The organism is Hylemonella gracilis ATCC 19624 (genome assembly GCF_000211835.1).
Taxonomy (GTDB): domain Bacteria; phylum Pseudomonadota; class Gammaproteobacteria; order Burkholderiales; family Burkholderiaceae_C; genus Hylemonella; species Hylemonella gracilis.
In genome coordinates, this window is the sequence record NZ_AEGR01000051.1 from 13,427 (window position 1) to 30,542 (window position 17,116).

Annotated in this window: 13 protein-coding genes and 2 pseudogenes; 10 read left to right on the top strand and 5 right to left on the bottom strand. The window is 61.2% G+C overall.

Going from position 1 to position 17,116, the window contains the following annotated elements; all coding sequences use genetic code 11:
- Positions 1-68 precede the first annotated feature (68 nt).
- From HGR_RS06860 to HGR_RS17275, 5 genes and pseudogenes are all read right to left on the bottom strand, one after another.
- A complete protein-coding gene (locus HGR_RS06860; protein WP_006297444.1) occupies positions 69-1,112 on the bottom strand; it encodes a GNAT family N-acetyltransferase in 1,044 nt (347 codons plus the stop codon).
- A gap of 28 nt (positions 1,113-1,140) precedes the next feature.
- Positions 1,141-1,496, bottom strand: a pseudogene (locus tag HGR_RS06865) (transposase); the annotation flags it as partial.
- Positions 1,497-1,678: 182 nt separating this feature from the next.
- Positions 1,679-1,807 (bottom strand): annotated as a pseudogene (locus HGR_RS17775) (IS5/IS1182 family transposase); the annotation flags it as partial.
- 24 nt (positions 1,808-1,831) lie between these two features.
- The gene (locus HGR_RS17270) at positions 1,832-2,443 is read right to left on the bottom strand and encodes a hypothetical protein (RefSeq protein ID WP_138922431.1); all 612 of its coding nucleotides are present in this window, start codon (positions 2,441-2,443) and stop codon (positions 1,832-1,834) included.
- A 735-nt stretch (positions 2,444-3,178) separates the two neighbouring features.
- Positions 3,179-3,445, bottom strand: coding sequence for a hypothetical protein (locus tag HGR_RS17275; RefSeq protein ID WP_138922432.1), 267 nt, complete (start codon positions 3,443-3,445; stop codon positions 3,179-3,181).
- Between HGR_RS17275 and tssC the strand changes: the two genes are divergently transcribed.
- Genes tssC through HGR_RS06915 form a run of 10 tightly spaced genes read left to right on the top strand, consistent with a single transcriptional unit; the run spans position 3,428 to position 17,116 of the window.
- Positions 3,428-5,398 (top strand): type VI secretion system contractile sheath large subunit, encoded by a 1,971-nt coding sequence (gene tssC, locus HGR_RS06870; protein ID WP_006297447.1) that lies wholly within the window; start codon positions 3,428-3,430, stop codon positions 5,396-5,398. The two genes, HGR_RS17275 and tssC, sit on opposite strands and share 18 nt — an antisense overlap.
- A 53-nt stretch (positions 5,399-5,451) precedes the next feature.
- The gene (locus HGR_RS06875) at positions 5,452-6,078 is read left to right on the top strand and encodes an Hcp family type VI secretion system effector (RefSeq protein WP_006297448.1); all 627 of its coding nucleotides are present in this window, start codon (positions 5,452-5,454) and stop codon (positions 6,076-6,078) included.
- Positions 6,079-6,092: 14 nt separating this feature from the next.
- The gene (tssE, locus tag HGR_RS06880; RefSeq protein WP_006297449.1) at positions 6,093-6,506 is read left to right on the top strand and encodes a type VI secretion system baseplate subunit TssE; all 414 of its coding nucleotides are present in this window, start codon (positions 6,093-6,095) and stop codon (positions 6,504-6,506) included.
- A 30-nt stretch (positions 6,507-6,536) separates the two neighbouring features.
- Positions 6,537-8,333 carry a type VI secretion system baseplate subunit TssF gene (gene tssF, locus HGR_RS06885; protein ID WP_006297450.1) on the top strand — a complete coding sequence of 599 codons (1,797 nt, stop codon included), beginning with the start codon at positions 6,537-6,539 and terminating at the stop codon, positions 8,331-8,333.
- Complete coding sequence (gene tssG, locus HGR_RS06890) at positions 8,297-9,403, top strand: type VI secretion system baseplate subunit TssG (RefSeq protein WP_006297451.1); 1,107 nt, start codon at positions 8,297-8,299, stop codon at positions 9,401-9,403. Before tssF ends, tssG begins: the two co-directional genes overlap by 37 nt.
- Positions 9,400-12,447, top strand: a complete 3,048-nt coding sequence (locus HGR_RS06895) for a contractile injection system protein, VgrG/Pvc8 family (protein WP_006297452.1) — start codon at positions 9,400-9,402, stop codon at positions 12,445-12,447. The genes tssG and HGR_RS06895 overlap by 4 nt, the downstream gene beginning before the upstream one ends.
- A gap of 7 nt (positions 12,448-12,454) precedes the next feature.
- Positions 12,455-15,094 (top strand): DUF2169 family type VI secretion system accessory protein, encoded by a 2,640-nt coding sequence (locus HGR_RS16800; protein WP_006297453.1) that lies wholly within the window; start codon positions 12,455-12,457, stop codon positions 15,092-15,094.
- 23 nt (positions 15,095-15,117) lie between these two features.
- The gene (locus tag HGR_RS06905) at positions 15,118-16,182 is read left to right on the top strand and encodes a pentapeptide repeat-containing protein (protein WP_006297454.1); all 1,065 of its coding nucleotides are present in this window, start codon (positions 15,118-15,120) and stop codon (positions 16,180-16,182) included.
- Positions 16,179-16,733: a DUF3540 domain-containing protein gene (locus tag HGR_RS06910; RefSeq protein ID WP_006297455.1), complete on the top strand. Its 555-nt coding sequence runs from the start codon at positions 16,179-16,181 to the stop codon at positions 16,731-16,733. The genes HGR_RS06905 and HGR_RS06910 overlap by 4 nt, the downstream gene beginning before the upstream one ends.
- A complete protein-coding gene (locus tag HGR_RS06915) occupies positions 16,733-17,116 on the top strand; it encodes a DUF4150 domain-containing protein (RefSeq protein ID WP_006297456.1) in 384 nt (127 codons plus the stop codon). The genes HGR_RS06910 and HGR_RS06915 overlap by 1 nt, the downstream gene beginning before the upstream one ends.

Below are 17,116 nucleotides of genomic sequence, written 5' to 3' on the forward strand. Positions count from 1 at the left end.
GAACGAATTTGTCACAACTTGAGTACGTTGTGGCGATAGATACCGCATTGTCATCATGGTGCTATCTCCTAGCTTGATTTGTTGATGAAAATTTCCGCAACCACAGAAGTACTTGAGATGCGTTCAAATAAAAAACGAAGCTCCGTCGCAGCATCAAGCGTGAGCGTATAACCTGGCGTCACACGCCGAAAGTGCAGTTCGTTTTCGTACTCTGTGCGCACGTGAACATCTAGCAACTCGAAACCCAACTTCGCCAAGCCACTGAGCGAAGGCTGGTTGTCTGCGAAGCACTTCGCGTAACACACACGCAGACCCCAGTGAGTTTCTGCCAGCTCGAATAGCAGGCTGGCAGCTTTGGGGCCAAACCCCAGACCTTGGAATTCGGTTGCGATCCAGTAGTAGAAAAAACCGATGCCCTCGGCCAGGATCAGGCTCACCGAGCCGATGAAGCCCCACTGTGCGTGCATGACCGCAAAAATCATCTGGTCGCCGAAAGCACGGCAGTCATCCAGCCAAGCGTGCCATTCCTCTGCGTTGGCAAACTGTGGCAGGCAGCACCGTGCGGCGATGTCGGGATCTCGATAAGCCCAAGCGAAATGTTCGCAGTGCATGTGATCGAGCGGCACCAAGCGCAAGTTGGTATCGCCCCAGGACGGTCCCGGCATCGGAAAGCAACATGGCTGACGCAGGCTGTTCAGAATCGCTGCGTGCAACGTCGCAAAGCGGGCATCGTACGGGTGTTTGAACAGCAGGCGACGACTGATATCAAGCGCCGGTTCAGGTTCGCCACTGCGCCAAAACGCGATGATCAGGTCGAGTTCGTCGGCGAGGCTAGCCTCGCCTAACGCATGGCGGATCCCGCCGAGGGACCGAATCAGCGGCAAGTCGTCGCAGGCAACGGCGACCGCGAACAATCGTGCTCGTGCCTCGGCGTGTTCGGGCTGTCGTGCGAGAACCGAATCGGTTTCTAGATGCTGGCGCAAGGCCAGCAGCCAATTGATGCGTTCTTCGGGTTGTGGGCGCTTCTTGGGCTCCCAGATGCAGGGGGGCTCAGCGAGGTGCCTCTGCCGGTTCGATTCTTCGCCCAAAGCCGGCGTGAAGATGGCGGACATGATGAGGAGTCTCCCAAGGCTGCTTGAAGATGTGCTCGGCCAAGTCATTCGCTTCCAGCATGTGGCGAAAGTGCAGGATCGTCGTCTCATCTGGAATCGCCTGGAGGTTCAGCCCGGCGAACGCGCGCATGGAGGCGATCACTTAAGGGCCTCTTCCATCGCTGGATCGCTCAGGGTGAACCAGTTCTGCATCAGGTGCACCCGCAGCATCGCCTCCAGCGCGTAGGGCCGCCGCCCTCGGCCTGTCACCGGATAGTGCGGTTCGATCACTTTGAGCAAGGCCTTCCACGGCACCACCAGTTCCATCTCGGCCAGAAACACCTCGCGCCGTGTCTTCTTCCTCTTGCCTGACTGCTCGGCATCCGCAAAACTAATCTGGTTCATCGCTCTTGCTCCATTGACCGGTTCAGATCACCACGCAAGAATCGTGCACTTGTTCAGAGTTTCCCTAAGGAACGTCTGAACAAGTCATAAAACGTTGCTTGGCGATCTACCGAGCCAAACGATTCAGCACATCCCGCAATTCGAAAGTCGCCGTGGTGCCGCCGTGCACCCCCTGCGAGGGCTCACGCCCCCTGCACACGCACGACTCCCATCGTCGCCATCAGCTTCTTGCGCGCCATCCCCAGCCTGGACAGTGCAAACAGCTTGATCACTTGGGCCGTGTTCTTGGTCAAGCCCTTGAATATCACCTTAGCCAAACTTCGGTGACTGCGTACTCAATGCCAGCGTGGTCGCGACTCAATCGAACCGTAGTGCTTAGAATCCGTTCCGCGGTGAGGGCCCGGTCGTTCCGGTGTGATGGGGAATATGCCCTCTTTCGCCAACGTGCCAGCAGAGTTAGAACGAGTAGACGAAACACTGACTGATGGCTTAAGAGAAGCTGCTATCTCTCGTGTTTCTGGTGCAGTGTGACGTTTCATCAGATCGGAAATAAACGCTGTTGCCTCGCCGTTACCTGCCACATCTGATGCATCGCGTTTGCCGCGATCACCCCTGCCCTGGAAAATGTCTTCGCCTTGGTGCTTCTTCACAGACTCGTATACTTCCACCGCACTGTGAAACCCTTGTCCGATCAGAAACGCCGACGCAAGCGCGGACGCGGCTTCCGTTTGCGCTCGGGAACCGCCAGTAAGCGGCCCAACATGACGGCCCTCCATTCCTCTTGTGAATGGGCGTCTATCGCCCGCAGCAGCATCGGCGATCGCTGTTATTTCTCCTGGTGAGCCAGACATATGTCCTTGCAGCGGCTCTATCACGCGATCAAGTTTATCTCTGGAGATTTTCGCTTCCTGTGGACTAGCTTTTGCGAGTAGGGTGGTTTCGCTCATGTCATGAATTCCCATTCTTCCTACAAGCTCTTGAGTTCTGCTTCTCTCCTCTTTCTTGGCGGGTCCTACAACGCCCGAGTCGCTAAGGGCTTTGACTCGCTCCATCTGTGTGTGATGAAGCGATGGCAAGACACGCGCTATAGCGGCCTGTATTCCAGGCAGTTGGTATGGCGGCCGGCCTTCCATGCCTGTGGTGGCGCCCGTGTCAGTGAGAGCCGCACCCAGATCTCCCGCGATCGATTGCACCACTGCATGATCCCGTGCACCTGCTGAACCGTCATTACGACTCACTCTGTGCACGGCAGCTATAACGGCGCCATTGGATGTTCCTTTGGCTACCCCCTGAGGTCCTGCTACTCGAGCCAATAGACCACCACGATGACTGGCCGGGACTTCGCGGTAAATTTGCGTGATGGCTTGTGCAGTCATGGAAGCGCTAGCGCGCGCCCTCGGACCAGGATTGCTGAGTAGCGCTTCTGCCGCATTGTTCTGCTGGCTCACCAATTCTCTAGTTCTATCCCCTGTCTGACGCAAACGCGGTATGTCATGTAGTTTTTTAGGATCTGTGGGCATGATTTATTCCAAGTAATGGAATGTCAATTGAGGAGTGGATTTCGCTTGTTCGAATGAATGCTAAGACGCAAGAAATCTTTGTGCATCATCGGCAACCCCCAGAAAAATATTACCTGTCAGGAAAATTTTTTCCTGGCCTCCGAAACAAAAACCTCATTCTTGTCAGTTGACTTTTCGGGCAACAGGACACATGAACGGTAGGAAAAAATGTTCCTTGCGCGACAGGACATGGGGAATAATTTTTTGAGAAAAATCAAAGACATAAGTCGAAATTAAGACCTGGCACGCGTCTTGAGTAATCAAGCCAACCTCAAAGGTGGCTTGTTGCCAATCCACCCTTGAGCGACGACGCGCCTTTGTCTCGGCACTGCCTGGCATCGGCGCATGAGTTACTTGCTCAGGAGCGCATTCATGCTGGGTAGCATTCAAGACAAACTGACGCGGGTGCGACCCCCGCGAGTGAAAATCACGTACGACGTGGAGACGGGCGGCGCCCTCGAAAAGAAGGAACTGCCTTTCATCGTGGGCATCCTGGCCGAGCTGTCGGGCGACTTTCTGCCCGAGCCCTTGCCACCGCTCAAGGACCGCAAGCTGGTCGAGATTGACCGGGACAATTTCAACAAGGTGCTGGAAAGCATCAGCCCGCAGCTCAAGCTGGCGGGGTGCGCCAACGTGATGCCGGGTGGGGAGGGCAACCTCACCGGCACCTTGACCTTCAAGCACATGGACGACTTCACGCCGGTGCGCGTGATCCGCCAAGTCGGCGTCATGAGCGCGATGTACGATGGCCGCGCACGACTGCGCTTCTTGCAGTCCAAGGCGGAAATTTCGGAGCCTTTGGCGCGCTACCTCGACTTGGTGTGCGCCATGTCGGAAGACGGCACGGCCGCCCGCACGGAACTGGTGGGCCTGTTCGACGCCAAGGCGGAGCCCAAGACCTGGGAAGCCGTGGCCCCTGCGGGCAAGGTCGCCGATCTGACGGGCGAGAAAGGCATGGCACTGGAAGGCGATGCCCTGAAGACCTTCATGGGGCTGCTCGGGCAGTTCGCCGTGGACGTGGCCGCGGAGCTGAAAGAAGCGCATCAGAACGGCTTTGGCGCCTTGATCGACAACCGCGTGGCGGTGATCGACCACGCGCTTGGCTTGCAACTGGACGTGGTCATGCATTCGCCGGGCTTCCAGCGTCTGGAAGCCACCTGGCGCGGCTTCAACTACCTGGTCATGCGCACCGAAACCGGGGTGATGCTCAAGCTGCGCGTGCTCAACGCCAGCAAGAAGGACTTGCTGGACGACCTGACCAAGGCGGTCGAGTTCGACCAAAGCGGCCTCTTCAAGATGATCTACGAGGCGGAGTACGGCACCTACGGCGGCATGCCCTTCAGCATGCTGGTGGGGGACTACGAATTCGGCCGCAGCAATGACGACATCACCCTGCTGAACAAGATCGCGGAGGTGGCCGCTGCGGGCCACGCACCCTTCGTCTCCGCCGCCTACGCCAAGCTGTTTGACTTGGGCACCTTCGAGGAACTGACCCGCCCGCGCGACTTGCAGAAGATTTTCGAGAGCGTGGAGCTGGCCTCGTGGAAGGGGTTCCGCGAGAGCGAGGATTCGCGCTACGTCACACTCGCCCTGCCGCGCGTGCTGCTGCGCCTGCCTTATGACCCGGAGAAAGTGCCCTGTGAAGGTGTGAACTATCAAGAAGACGTGGGGCTGAACGACGCGAGCAAGTTCCTCTGGGGCAATGCCGCGTTCATCTTGGCGGAGCGCATCACCTATGCGTTTTCCGTGTATGGCTGGACGGCCGCGATTCGAGGCGTTGAAGGCGGCGGCTTGGTGACCGGGTTGCCGGTGTACACCTACAAGAGTGACGACGGTGACGTGGCGATGATTTGCCCGACCCAGGTCGCCATCACGGACCGCCGTGAAAAGGAACTCAATGACCTGGGCTTCATGGCCATCTGTCACTGCAAGGGCACCAACAAGGCCGCCTTCTTTGGCGGGCAGACCACGAACTTGCCCAAGAAGTTCATGTCGGACCCGGCCAACGCCAACGCGCAGATCTCCGCCATGCTGCCGTATGTGCTGGCGGCATCCCGCTTCGCTCATTACGTGAAGGTGATCATGCGCGAAAAGGTGGGCTCGTTCATGACGCGGGCCAGCGTGGAAAGCTACCTCAATGCTTGGGTGTCGCAGTACGTGCTACTGGATGAGGGGGCCACCCAGGACGTGAAGGCCGCCTATCCGCTCAGCGCGGCCAAGGTCAACGTCACCGATGTGCCTGGCAAACCTGGCTCCTACAAGGCCACGATGTTCCTGCGCCCTCACTTTCAGCTGGAAGAGTTGACCACGTCCATCCGTCTGGTGGCGGAACTGCCGGGTTGATCGGCGTCTGCGCGAACCATCCAACGAAGCTAATTTCTTAAAGGTTATTCATCATGGATTTGATCATCTTGCAGCCGGGCGACGACAAGATGTTGTCGACCAACAGCTGGACCACGGGCGGCAGCCTGCTGGATCCCAGCAACACCGTCAAGGGCAATGTGTGGCCAGGACCTGCCGATTCGGTTTTTTCCGCTTCCACACCAGGTCCCGGAAACGTTGCGTTGCGTCCCGGTGGGTACATTGAGCTGGTGTCCGTGCATCAAGGCATGAAGCAGCAAATGACCACCGATGTATCCAATTCGGCACGGACTTCGGGGCGGCCGGTTGTCACGGAGTTCACCTGCGTGAAGTATGTGGACAAGAGTTCGGTCTTGCTGTTTGACCGGTGTCTGCGCGCGCTCCCCTTGGGCGCGGGTGCCACAGCGCCCACCATGCTGTATGTGTTGCGGAACTCCGGCACCACCACGGCCAACATCATTACCATGGCCCTGCGTGACGCCATGATCAGTGAGATCCAGTTTCAGACCAATCCCAACGACATGCCGACCGAGCAGTTCAAGATCAACTTCACGGAGATCCTTTGGACTTACACCGTGCAGAACGCCGACACCACGTCGGGTGGCGTCATGTCCTCGGGTTGGAGTCTGGCGCGCAACGCGCCCATTGGCCAGTTCACCTGATCCCCGGGGGCGTCATGCAGTACTTGTTCGAGCGCTTGAACGCGCGCGTGCACACGCGCGCGCACCTGCCAGATTCCCGAGAGCAATTGCGCGAAGCGGTGCGCAGCCAGATCCAATGGCTCGTCGGGTCGCGTGATTGGCGTGCCGAACAAGAGATGCGTGGGCTGCTGGACATCGCGCTGCCCGCCCTGCCCACCCTGGGCAAGGGCGGCTCGCAGTTGAAACGCTACGTGGAAAGGCTCAAGCAGCTCATCCAGCGGCATGAACCCCGGCTGACCCAGGTGCAGGTGGAACTGCAAGCCACAGGTCAATCGCTCACGCCCTTCACGGTGGTGGTCTCGGGCCAATTGGCCCAGGACGATTCCGGCCAGGACGTGCGGTTCGAGTACGAGCCCGGTCCGCGGGATGTGCGCGCCGCACGTTCCTGATGGGCTTTGCTTGAGACCGGTACCCCGCCCATGCAAAACGCCACCACGTTTTTCGATCTGTACCAGACCGAGCTGGCCAAGCTGCGCGAAGACGCCGCGTGGTTCGCGCGTGAGCAGCCTGCGGCGGCGCATGCCTTGGGCATGGGGCATGGCCGTTCAGGTGATCCGCATGTGGAGTTGCTGCTGCAATCCTTTGCTTACCTCACCGGCCGCTTAAGCCACCAGGTGGAGCAGGACCGGGCCTTGCTGCCCAATGCCATGTTGGACCACCTGTGTCCGCACCTCACGGCGCCCATCCCCAGCCTGCTGGTGGGGCAACTGGCCGTGAATGCGGACAGCACAGGCGTGCTGGCCCAGGGGCGGGAGTTTTATGCCATCGCGCAGAACCCGCATGGGCACAAGGTCCGCTGCCGCATGGCGACCTGCTTCGACGTGCCGCTGGCGCCGCTGACGGTGCAGAACCTGGAGCACGTGGCGGTGACCGCCTATGACGAACTGAGCGCTGACACTGGCACCGGCGTTCATTCGGTGCTCAAGCTGCGCCTGCACAACCTGGGCACGGAGCCGCTCTACAACAAGCCGGTGGACAAGCTGCTGTGCTATTTGGACATTGAGCACCTGCAGGTCTGGAAGCTCTATGACTTGCTCACCACCCAGGTGGCCGGGCTCGCCGTGGATGCGGGCAAGGGCACGCTGCGACGCGGGGGGGAGATCCGCTGGCTGGGCTTCTCGGAACAGGAAGCCGCCCTCAAGACCTCTCTGGCCACGCACCCGGGGTTGAGGCTGATACAAGAGTACTTTGCGTTCCCCGAGAAGTTCCTGTTCTTCGAGATCTCCGGTCTGGATTGGAGCGACTGTGAGTCGGAGATGGACTTGCTGCTGCTGCTGCGCAGCGGGGTGGACAAGTCCATGGTGCTGGCGCCCACGACGCTGCGATTGAATTGCGCGCCGCTGATCAACCTGTTCCCGCAGCGGCTGGACCCGGTGGCGCTGGACCAGACGCGGCATGAGTACCGGCTCAGCGGGGACTACAGCCAGCACGACTACACCGAGATTTACGCCATCGACCATCTGGAAGCCGCCGCGCCGGGGCAGCCGACGCGGCCCCTGGCGCCTTACTTTGGTTTCGAGGATTTTGCGCAGGACAGCCCCAGCTACTTCTACACCACGCGGCGGGTGCACAGCCAGTTTCGCGGCGTGCCAGGCACCGACGTGCATGTCTCTTTCGTGGACATGCATCTGCAACCCCAGAACCCGGCCAATGACGTCATCGGCGGCCGCGCCTGGTGCACCAACCGGCGATTGGTGGAGCAATTGCATGTGGGCAATCGCCTTCGACTGGATGGCCCCGGGCCGGTGAGGCACTTGACCGTGGTGTCCAAGCCCACGGCGCACCAGACGCCGGTGTTGCTGGCCGGTCAGCCGTGGGCCCTGGTGTCTCAGTTGTCGCTCAACCACTTGTCCCTGTCCTCGGGGCCGCAGGCCTTGGCGGCACTCAAGCAGCTGCTGCGTGCCCATCTGGGGCCGGGGCATCGTGTGGGGGGAAAACAGATCGACGCCCTGCGGTCCCTCGATGTCAGCACCACGCTGACCCCGTGGGTCTTGTCGGGTCGCCATAGCCTGGTGGAGTGCCTGAGCATCGTGCTGCGCATCGATGCCAGCGTCTTCACGGGCGGGAGCCCGCTGATGCTGGGCGAGGTTCTGCGCTATTTCTTCGCTCACTACGCGAGCATCAACACCTTGGTTGAGCTGGCGCTGGAAACGTCCGACGTCAAAGGAAAGGTGAAGACATGGCCTCCCATGGCTGGCGCTCAGATCGTTCTCTGAGTCTCAGCCTGAGGGCGGAGACCGGTCGTTTCAACTTCTACCAGATGGTTCGCCTGTTGCTGGCGGAGCGTGGCTTGAACGCGCGGCAGATCGACCAGGGCGTGCGTTTCCGGGCCAACCTGGGCCAGTCTTTCCCAGCGCACGAAGCCAAAGTCCTGGACGAACCGGGCATAACGAAGAACGCGCAAGTTCCCACCGCGGTGGCCATGCGCAATTACACGCTGGCTGGCTTGCTGGGCCCGCTGCCCGAGGCGCTGGTTGACCAATTGATGGCGCGGTCGCGCGAGGGCGACGAGGTGTGGATCGACTTCCTCGACATCTTCAACCACCGGATCAATGCCTTGCGCTACGCGCTCAAGGCGCAGGCGCGCAACGCGCTGGACCTGCTGCCCCCTGATCAGACGGACAGCGCCCGGATGTACCTGTCCCTCATGGGGCTCTCCGAGCCCGCCGCCGTGGCACAGTTGCCCGTGTCGCCGCGCGCCTGGGTGGGCTTGGCTGGCTTGCTGGTGAACCCGCGCCGCAGTGCGCCGGTCATTGGTCGCATCCTGGGCCTGTGGACCGCGGCTCCCGTGCAGGTCCAACCGCTGACGGGAAACTGGCGCGGCATTGCACCGGCGGCCTGGACTCGCCTGGGCGCTCAGGGCAGTTCTCAGGTGCTGGGGGCGACGGCCCGGATCGGCACATCGGCGTGGCTGCCCACGGCGGCGGTGCAACTGACCATCGGCCCGCTGCCTTACGAGGCGTACTGCGGTTTTCTTCCCGGCAAGGTGCAGGAACAAGGGCAGGAGCAGGAGCAGGAGCAGTCGCAAAAGATCGACCCGAGGCATGAAACCCTGTGCTGGATGGTCCGAACCTTGTTGAATTGGCGTCAGGACGCCAAGGTGGTGTTGCTGCTGGCCGAGTCTGAGCACGTGCAGGAAACGCTGTCGACCCCGGCGTCCCCAGAAAGTGGTCGGCGCAACCGGACCGGCCTGCGGCTCGGACAGACGGCTTGGCTGAGCGGGCAAGCGCGTTGCCCGCGACAAACGAGCTTCTGGGTGCGAGCCCTGCGGGAGCACCGAGCATGAATGCACCCCTGCCCATCGGCACCGCGCCGATTGTTCCCATAGAGGATGCCAACGGCGAAGGCCCCGCGCTCTTCCTGCACCTGGGCATCTTTCTGGCGGATGCGAACAACACGGTGCTCGGCGACAGCATCTTCAGACTGGTGTCGGTGCAAGGGCAAGAGTCCGTCTCGGAGCCTTTCGAATTCAAGCTGGAGCTGCATGCCAACGACCAGTGGCAGAGCGACGCCATCTACGCCGCCAATGGTTTCACGACCCAGGGCGGATGGACCTTCGACGCCGTGCTGGGGCGTTCCATCACCTTCGCCATCAGCACGCCGCAGGCCACTTCCAGTACGACTGCTTCTTCCAGTACGACGGCTTCTTCCAGTACGACGGCTTCTTCCAGTACGGCAAGCCCCGGCTCCACGGCGGGGGAGCCTTCCACGGATGTTCAAACCTCCAGCCAAGTGTTCGCGCAGGCCATTGCCTCGGGTTCGCAGCCCTCACCGGCCAGTGGCTACACCATGTCCTTCTTCAACGGCATCGTGGCGGGCATCGCCATGGGCGGGCCTGGCATCTACCACGTGACGGTCCGCCCATCGCTGTGGCTGTTGACGCTCTCCAATCGCTATGTCTTGCATCCCCAGTGCTCCATTCAGGGTGCGATTGCCTCGGCGTTGTTGAACTACAGCATCGAGGGCGACTATTCCGGACTGGACGTGACGGCCGTGGGCCAGACGCAGGACTGGTTGCAGGCGGGCGAGTCGGACTACCAGTTCGTCAAACGCCTGATGGGCAAGGCGCACCTGCTGTACTACTTCCGCCACACGCCCATCAGTCATCAACTGGTGTTTCTGAACACGTCGAGCTACCCAGATGCCGTGCAGTACGTGGGTCCGATGCAGTACGTGCACGTGGATGAGACCCCGCTGGGCCAGCAAGCCTGGGACACCATCAGCAATCTGAACTACGAGCAAAACTTGGCGGCGGCGACCGTCAAGGGCAGTTTCGTCGCGCAGAGCGAGGCCTGGCAAGGCGACGCGGCCATGTACAAGCAGCCGATCAACACCTACGCGGGAACGGCGGTCGATGGCACGGGCGGCATCGCGGCGGTGGATCTGTACAAGGTGTACCAATATGGCTGCGTCCAGGACACGGCGGACGAGTTCACGCAGAAGACGCTGAGTGCGAGCAACGCGGCCAGTCGGCGCCTGTCGGGCACGGCGTATTGCTCGATGTTCCGCGCCGGGTACACCTTCCAGATCGGCGCGCACACCTGGGCTGGGGGGGGTCAGACCGTGGTCCGCCCGGATTTGGATGGCCGGCGGTTTGTCCTGACCAAGGTCGAACACCAGGCCAATCAGGATGGCGAGTACAGCAACACCTTCGAAGCCGGCATCGTCGACGGATTGGTCTGCGGGTTCAGCCTGGAGGAAACGCAGCAGGGCTCGGTGCTTGCTGTTGTGGTTAAGGTGGCAGAGGGTAAAGGGAAAAATGAGGAAGTTGGAAACCAAGAAAAAATTAAGAGTCAAGCTAGCGGATACAAATATCAAAAAAAATCGGACTTTGCAGAGGCTGAAGAAAGCTGCACATCCTTAGAGGCTGCAGTTGCCACAGCTGTCGCCGATGTTTTCGCAGTCGCAGACGAAGTCGCCGCGATCAAAGCCGACGTTGCTGCCGTAGCCGCAGTTGCAAAATTCGTCGCCGACATCGGTCACCTGTCTGACACCTCCCAGGTCTTCGCCGACGCTGACACTGCCAAGGCCTCTGTCAAGGCCGCCATCAAGGCTAACGCAACGACCGCCGCAGCCAAAGCCGCCGCAGCCGAAGATATGGCCGCCGCCAGTAAAAAACTGAGAGGTGTCTACGTGGTTCTCGCCAATGCCTGGCCCGAAGGGCCGCAGATCTTTGTCAAGCTGGCGGCTTATATGCAGTCTGTGCCATCGATTGGGTCTCTCGTGCTAGTCGGGCGCGCCAACGATGAAACCGAATTGCCAGAACTGCAGCAAGTCGTTCATGCGGTCGGCAACGAGACGGTGACGCCCGATGGCTGGACGTCGAACACGTCCATCGGCCATGCCTACAGCACCCACTACGGCGACGGCAAGAGTTTGGGTTTTGGTTTCAAGTCGGTCCCCAATCTCACGGCGGCGATCAACATCGTCAACACTGCCTACGCCTGCACCGCCGTGAAACCGGTTCCGTACTTCAAGGACGCGAGCTATGCCCAGGGCGCGAGCTACAACTATTCAACCTCCGAATCCACGGCCACCGCCTCTCAGCAGGATCTGAAGACCACGCTGAACAAGAGTGGCTTGTACGCGCAGGCCACCGACCTTTTGAGCGTGAGCGAGTCGTTTGGATCGACGTTCAGTCGCAGCAGTGGACAGGTTCAGTCGAATATCTCCACGGTGGGTTCGAGTTATGCCGATAACACGGTGACGGGCACCAGTGTGTCGGTGTCGCTTTACGAGGGGGATGTCAGCAACACCACGACCATGAAGGCCAATAACAGCTCCACCACTGAGGTGGATGGCAATGAAACGTCGGTCAGCACGCACATGGGGAACGTGAGCAACACGTCCACCATCAACGGAACGAATTCCAGCACGTCGACCGTCAATGGCGACGAGACCAACAACAGCACGCACAACGGCAATGTGACCAACGTCTCCGTCACCAATGGCAACAACAGCAATACCACCACGGTGAACGGTTCTGACTCGACGACGGTCACCTACAACGGCAACACGTCCAATACAACCACCGTCAATGGTGACAGCACCTCACACAACACCACAAGCGGTACCCAGACCAACCACATGAGCGCGGGGGTTGTCAATTCGATGAACATGACGGGAAGCAGCAATTCCCTCAACATGTCAGGTTCGGACTCCTCGATGCAACTGCTGGGCAACAGCAATTCGCTGCGTTTGACGCTCGAGACAAACGACATTTCTCTATTGGGCGCAGGCATCACGCTTTCGCTTTCAGGGGCAGTGCTTAAAACCGAAGCCGCGTTGTTGAGCATAGAAATGCCCGTCACGCTGAAGTTGGTGATGTGAGATCGCCATGAAAGTCATCAAACCTTCTCAGCTGAGTCTCTTGACGCGGCCTTTCAACCAGGACGAACGGAGTTGGCTGGCGGTCGCCGTGATCGGCTTCTTTCCCTTGGGGCGACCGTCGTTCTTGTTCCTGGACGAAGCGGAGCAATGGCCGGCGGCCTTGAAAGCGCTGCCCAAGCACAAGCCGCTGGACGAAGTTTTCCCCAAGACCCGAGGCGAGTGGCTGCTTTCGGGCAGCGCCTACGCGCCCGAGGGCAAGCCGGTGCAGAGCATGGACGTGAGCATCCGCGTCGGTGACGTGAGCAAGACCCTGCGTGTGCGGGGTGACCGCCGCTGGTACTACGGGCCTTGGTATCGGCAGACCAAGGCGCTGCAGTTCCTCAGCATGCCCCTGACCATGGAGCGCGCTTATGGTGGGCCGCGCCATCCCGCCAACCCCGAAGGCTGTGGTTACACCGGCAACCCGTTGGCGGGGTGGATCGGCCGCAACGAGGGTGCGCTGCCCAATATCGAGCGGCCCGAACGTCCCGTGCGTGGCCATGTGCTCAAGGGCGAGCCCGTGGGTTTGGGGCCGCTGGACCCGAGCAAACCACCGCGCCGCCGCCATGCGGGCAACTTTGGTCGGCGCTGGCAAGAACGGAAACTGGCGGGGCTGGGGCTGAACATGGACCCGCGGTTCTTCCAGACCGCACCCGCGGATCAGTGGGCGAGCGGTCACTGGCAGGGCGGCGAGCGCTACCGTTTGGAGAATCTGCATCCCCAAAGGTCCGTGATCGAAGGTTTACTTCCCGACGCGCGGGCGCGTGTTCTGGCGCGTACCAAGGAGACCGCAGCCGTGCGGGAAGTGGACATGGCGATGGACACGGTCTGGTTCTTTCCCGACCACCTGCTCGGCGTGGCGGTCTACCACGGCAAGATCGCAGTCAGTGATCCCGATGCCTTGGATGTGGATGCGGTGCTGGCGGCGTACGAGCATCCTTTGGCGACACGACCGCTGTCCCACTACTTGCAAGCCTTGGCCGACCGCACGGACCCGGAGACGGCCGTGTTGCACGCAATGACCGATGCGCCGCTGATCCCCGTGGAGTCGGCTCAGGCCCGCGCCCTGCGTCAGAAGACCCGACAAGCGAAGCGCGCCGCCGCCGAAGAGGCGCAACGCCTGCGGCGCGAGGCGCAGGCACTTGAGTTGGGTGGCGCTGCTCAGACGTCGCAGAAGGCGCAGGCGGCGCCACCGGCGCCCATGACTGCGGCGCTGGGTGAACCTCTGGACCTTGAGGCCGTGCGCAGCGGTGACATCGATATGGCCGCCTGGCTGGCTCATCTCAAGGCCAAGACCGGGGACATGCAGGAGCAAGCTCAGCAGTCGGCCCGTGAGGCGCTGTCCGCGGCGGCTGCGCACGCTCAGCCCGTGGACATGGCCAAGGAGAAGCAACGCCTGTACGAGATCGCCAGCAAGCCGGCGTGGGATTTGCTGGATGCCGCCGCGGTCACCGCCACGGACGACCAGCAGTACATCCAGGGCGTGCATCCGCAGGACCTGAGCAAGGCGCGCGCCGAATTCAGTCGGGTGCAGGTGCTGCAGCGCCAGGCCCGCCGGGCCGTGCTCAAGCCCTCATCGCCCCCCTTGCCGCCAGAGCTCAGTGCCTGGTTCGGAGGCTTGGTCCGTCACTGGCGCGGCAGCGGCCTGGCCTTGCCGGGTCGTGATCTGGCCGGCGCCGATCTGAGGGGCGTGGATTTTTCGGGCGCTGATTTGCGGGAAACCATTTTTGAGGCTTGTGATCTGCGGGGCGCCAAGTTCAGAGCCGCAGATTTACGGGGCGCGAGTTTTGTGGCTGCCCAGATCGCGCAGGCTGATTTTTCTCAAGCCCGCATGGAAGGCGCGAACTTGAGCGCCTGCAGCGCCAAGGGCGCACGCTTCGTCGGCGCCGATCTGCGCCAGGCCTGGGCCATGGCGGCTGACCTCAGCGAATGCGTGCTGGACGATGCCGTGCTGGATGAACTCTTGGCGCAAAAGCTTGTCCTGCGCGGTGCGAGCTTGCTGCGGGTGCGCGCGGAACGTGCCCTGCTGCTGGAGTTGCAGGCGGAGGGCAGTTGTTGGGATGGCGCCCAGCTTTCCACCGGCAATCTTTTGAAAGCGCAGTTGAACGGCTCGGCGTGGAGAGGGGCGCGGCTGACGCGCTGCGTGCTCTTGGATGCGAGGTGGGTGCGCGCCGATTTGTCGCAGGCCACGCTGGAGAAATGCCTGGCCATCGGAGCGTCCTTCGAGCATGCGCGCGCGCGCGGTCTGCGCAGCCTGGGCAGCGGCTGGCGCGGCAGTGTGTGGAAAGACGCCGACATGAGCACCGCGCAATGCCTGAGCAGCGATTTCGGCAATGTGGATTTCAGCGGAGCGACCTTGCAGGGTGCCGTCTTCGCCAAATGCGTGTTGCAGGGTGCCAAGTTGCATGAGGTGCAGGCCCGCGACGCAGATTTCATGCGCGCCCTGTGCCGACGCGCGGACTTTGGCGGCAGCGATTTGCAGGGCAGCAACTTTCGCCAGGCCGCGCTGGGCTTGGCGCGCTTTGACGGCGCGGACCTGCGCAGTGCGCTGCTGGAAAAGTCAGCGCGCCGCAAGATCCGGCGCGAGAACAAGAAGGTGGCGCTGTGACGCAGGAAGCACCAGAGCAGTCCATGGAACAAGCATTGCTGCGTGCGCGCCGCTTGGGCCATCCCTTGACCGGGGAAAACCGCCCGCGCTGGAACGCGCCAGGCAGAGACCTCAGTGGTCTCACGTTCATGGAGTCCTCCTTGCCGCAATCGGTGCTGGTGGGCGCTGACCTGAGCCACACCCGCTGGGTGAACTGCGATCTGCGGCAAGCCGATTTCACCGGCTGTCGCCTTGATGGCGCGCTGTTCAGTCGCTGCAAACTGGACGGTGCGATTTTTTCGGGGGTCAGCTGCAGTGACGCGCACTGGGTGCAAAGCTCGCTGGTGAGCAGCGCTTGGCACTCCTCGCAGATGCAGCGAGTCACCTGGACGAAGGTCGATTTGTCAGGCGCGGACTGGCGCGGCGTGGCGCTTCAGCGGGGTGCCATGCTGTCCAGCCAAGCCGATGGCATCAATCTACAGGGCGCGAATGTCGGGCACAGCGCGCTGACGGGGCTGAACTTCAGCAGCTCGGAGTTGAAAGGGTTCGTGGCCGATACCTGTGTGTTTCAGGGTTCCGTCTTCCTTGGGAAAAACCTCTCCGGCATGAGCTTGCGGCGCTGCAACTTCGATGGGGTGGATTTCACCCAGGTCTTGTTCGATGAAGCTGACCTCAGTGGCAGCAACTTCCATCAAAGCAAGATGCATGGCGCGTCGCTGCAGCGCGTCAAGGCAATTCACACCCTGTGGATGAAAGCAGAACTCGAAGGGTGCAACTTTGAGAGAGCGCACATGGACTGCGCCTTGTTCGTGCATGCCAAGGCCATGGGGTGCAACTTCGCAAACGCCTGCTTGGCGTATTCCGTGTGGGACCACGCCGTGATCCAGCGCAGCACTTACGAGAACGCTGATCTGAACACCTCCCAGTGGCAGCACGCCCGCGGCGATCACCTTGATTTTTCCGGCTGCGAATTTCGCAACGCCAAGTTGCACGGTGCCTTGTTCGAGCACAGCACCTACCGGGGGGCGAAGATCAAACATGCCAAGGGGACCGATCGAGACTTGCTCGCGGCCGAGCAACGCAGCCTTGTTTTGGAGCAATCTGCATGACGATTTCCGTTGAACCCCTCTCGTCTGTTTCGCAATCCACGTCGGACCTCGTCAGGGCCACCGTTGCCGAGGTGTGTGGACCGGACAGCTACCGCCTCGACGACGGCCGTCTGGCTCGCCGCAGCTCGTCCTGCTTGCTGCAGGCGCAGAAGCAGGACCAAGTCCTGGTCTGGGAAGGTGACGAGGGTGCGTGCTACATCTTGTCGATCCTGGTGCGCCCGACGGGATCGACGGCGCGCCTGAGTGTGCCGGGTGCCGACGAACTGACCTTGGACGCGCCGCGTGTGTGCCTGCAGGCCGAGAGTCTGATCCGGCTGATTTCCATGCAGAACCTGGAACTCTGCGCCAGCGCGGGGCAGCTGTCGGCCGTTGCGTCGACCATCAACTTGACCGCGCTGGACCACCTGATTCAGTCGGCCGCTCAGTGCCTGGGCCAGTACGAAAACCTGTTGCTGGAAGCCAAAGGCCTGGCGCGGCTGCACGCCCAACAGATGTTGCTGAGCGCGCAGCAAGACCTGCGCGCCGACGCTCAACGTATCAGCATGGGGTAATGGACATGTTTGCGAACACCAATCTTGGCGTGCTGAACATGGGGTTCCCGGATGTCTGCCTGACGCCTCCGCTGGCAATACCTGTTCCTTTCCCGAACATCGCGATGTCGTTGACGCACATTCCATCCGTCTTCAACGTGCTGCTTGATTGCGGTTTAGCCGAGAACTTGCTGACACAAGGCACCCTGAGCTTGGGTGACGTGGGCGCGGGCGTGGCCAGCGGCATGATGGCCGGACCGGACCACCCATTGCTCGGGAGTTTCAAGACCATCTTCGGCGTTTGCCCCGCCACGCGGATGACCACCTTGAACATCCAAAACCTGGACAACGCGCCCGGGATTTCGCTGACTCCCGCGCAAATCCGCGTCCTCTTGTTGGGCTGA